Annotated in this window: 1 protein-coding gene; it reads right to left on the bottom strand. The window is 66.2% G+C overall.

The genetic code is table 11. The features are described 5' to 3' along the window. Positions 1 to 184 (bottom strand): respiratory nitrate reductase subunit gamma (locus tag ODJ79_RS46945; RefSeq protein ID WP_263030228.1); only part of this gene is annotated, 184 nt, incomplete at its 3' end. Positions 185 to 228 lie beyond the last annotated feature (44 nt).

The following is a 228-nucleotide window of genomic DNA, read 5'->3' on the forward strand; positions in this document are numbered from 1 at the left end:
CGGCGACCAGCAGGATGCCGAAGTGGAACAGCGGGCTGCCGATCCGCAGCAGGCCGCGCTCGTAGAGCTGGGACGACCGGGTGGTCCAGCCGAACTTGTCGTAGCGGTAGCGCCAGACGTGCCCGCCGATGAAGATCGCGATCGAGACGTACGGGACGACGACGAACAGCAGCGTGGAGATCATCTCTTGGCTCCGTAGGGCTCGAGTCCCACCTTCTCGACGGGCGG

Origin of the sequence: Actinoplanes sp. KI2, from assembly GCF_025630775.1 — a bacterium.
Classification (GTDB): domain Bacteria; phylum Actinomycetota; class Actinomycetes; order Mycobacteriales; family Micromonosporaceae; genus Actinoplanes.